The organism is Candidatus Pelagibacter communis, from assembly GCF_001180225.1.
Lineage (GTDB): Bacteria > Pseudomonadota > Alphaproteobacteria > Pelagibacterales > Pelagibacteraceae > Pelagibacter > Pelagibacter ubique_D.
Genome location: NZ_CVST01000029.1, coordinates 1 through 1,147, shown reverse-complemented (window position 1 = coordinate 1,147; position 1,147 = coordinate 1). Strand labels below are relative to the sequence as shown.

At 31.2% G+C, this 1,147-nt stretch carries 2 protein-coding genes; both read left to right on the top strand.

Going from position 1 to position 1,147, the window contains the following annotated elements:
- On the top strand, positions 1-420 hold a 420-nt coding region (locus AMN99_RS01670), incomplete at its 5' end, for a PstC family ABC transporter permease (RefSeq protein ID WP_143323915.1).
- A partial coding sequence (locus tag AMN99_RS01665) for a DUF3333 domain-containing protein (RefSeq protein WP_143323913.1) occupies positions 413-1,147 on the top strand: 735 nt, incomplete at its 3' end. The genes AMN99_RS01670 and AMN99_RS01665, both read left to right, overlap by 8 nt.

Genomic DNA, 1,147 nt, shown 5'->3' with positions numbered 1-1,147 from the left:
ATGATTATTCCATTCGTTTCAAGTTTGAGTGACGATGTCATAAATAGTGTTCCTCAGAATTTAAGAGATGGTAGTTATGCAATGGGTGCAACAAAATCTGAGACAATTAAAAGAGTAATTTTTCCTGCTGCTTTACCAGGTATAGTTGGTGCAATTCTTTTAGCTGTTTCTAGAGCTATAGGTGAAACTATGATTGTGGTTATGGCTTCTGGATTAGCTGCTAACTTAACTTTCAATCCGCTGGAATCTACTTCAACAATTACTGCTCAAATAGTAGTAATATTAATCGGAGATCAACAATTTGAGGACCCTAAAACTCAAGCTGCTTTTGCTTTAGGATTAACATTATTTGTTGTTACGTTAATTTTAAATGTAATAGCTCTTTCAATAGTTAAAAAATATAGAGAGAAATATGATTAATAGAGAAGAATTTTTAAATAAACGATATAAGGCTGAAAAACGTTTTCAAATGTATGGCAAATCAGCCATCATATTAGCTTTATTGTTCCTAGCTGTATTTTTATTTAAAATTTTTTCTACAGGATATACAGCATTTCAAAAAACTTGGATAATAGTGCCAATTAATTACGATCCAGAATTTATGTATTTGGATGCTGATCAGAAACCCTCTATGGAGGATTTACAAGACTCTGAATATTTTGATGTTGGTATAGAAAGTTTTGCTGCATTAGATCAAAATGCCAATGAAGATCAAATCACAGATATCAAAAGAATGTTTGCCTTTATATTTGAAGAGGAAATTAAAGATCATATTCTTTCAAATCCAGATGATTTTGGAAAAATTGTTGAAGTGAAATTGACGGCATCTGATGATTTAGATCAAGTGTTTAAAGGAAACTATCCAAGAGATTTACCTGAAGAGCGAAGAAGAGTTAATGATTACCAATTAAAAATATTTGATAAACTAAATTCCGAAGGAAAAGTTGTAAGCAATTTTAATTTCAGTTTCTTTACTAATGGCGACTCTAGGGAAGCAGAGTTAGCTGGTATTGCAAGTTCATTTATGGGATCATTGTTTAGTATATTGGTTTGTTTAGCCGTATCATTTCCTGTGGCTCTTTTAGCAGCAATTTATTTAGAAGAATTTGCACCCAAAAATAGACTTACAGATTTTATAGAGGTAAAT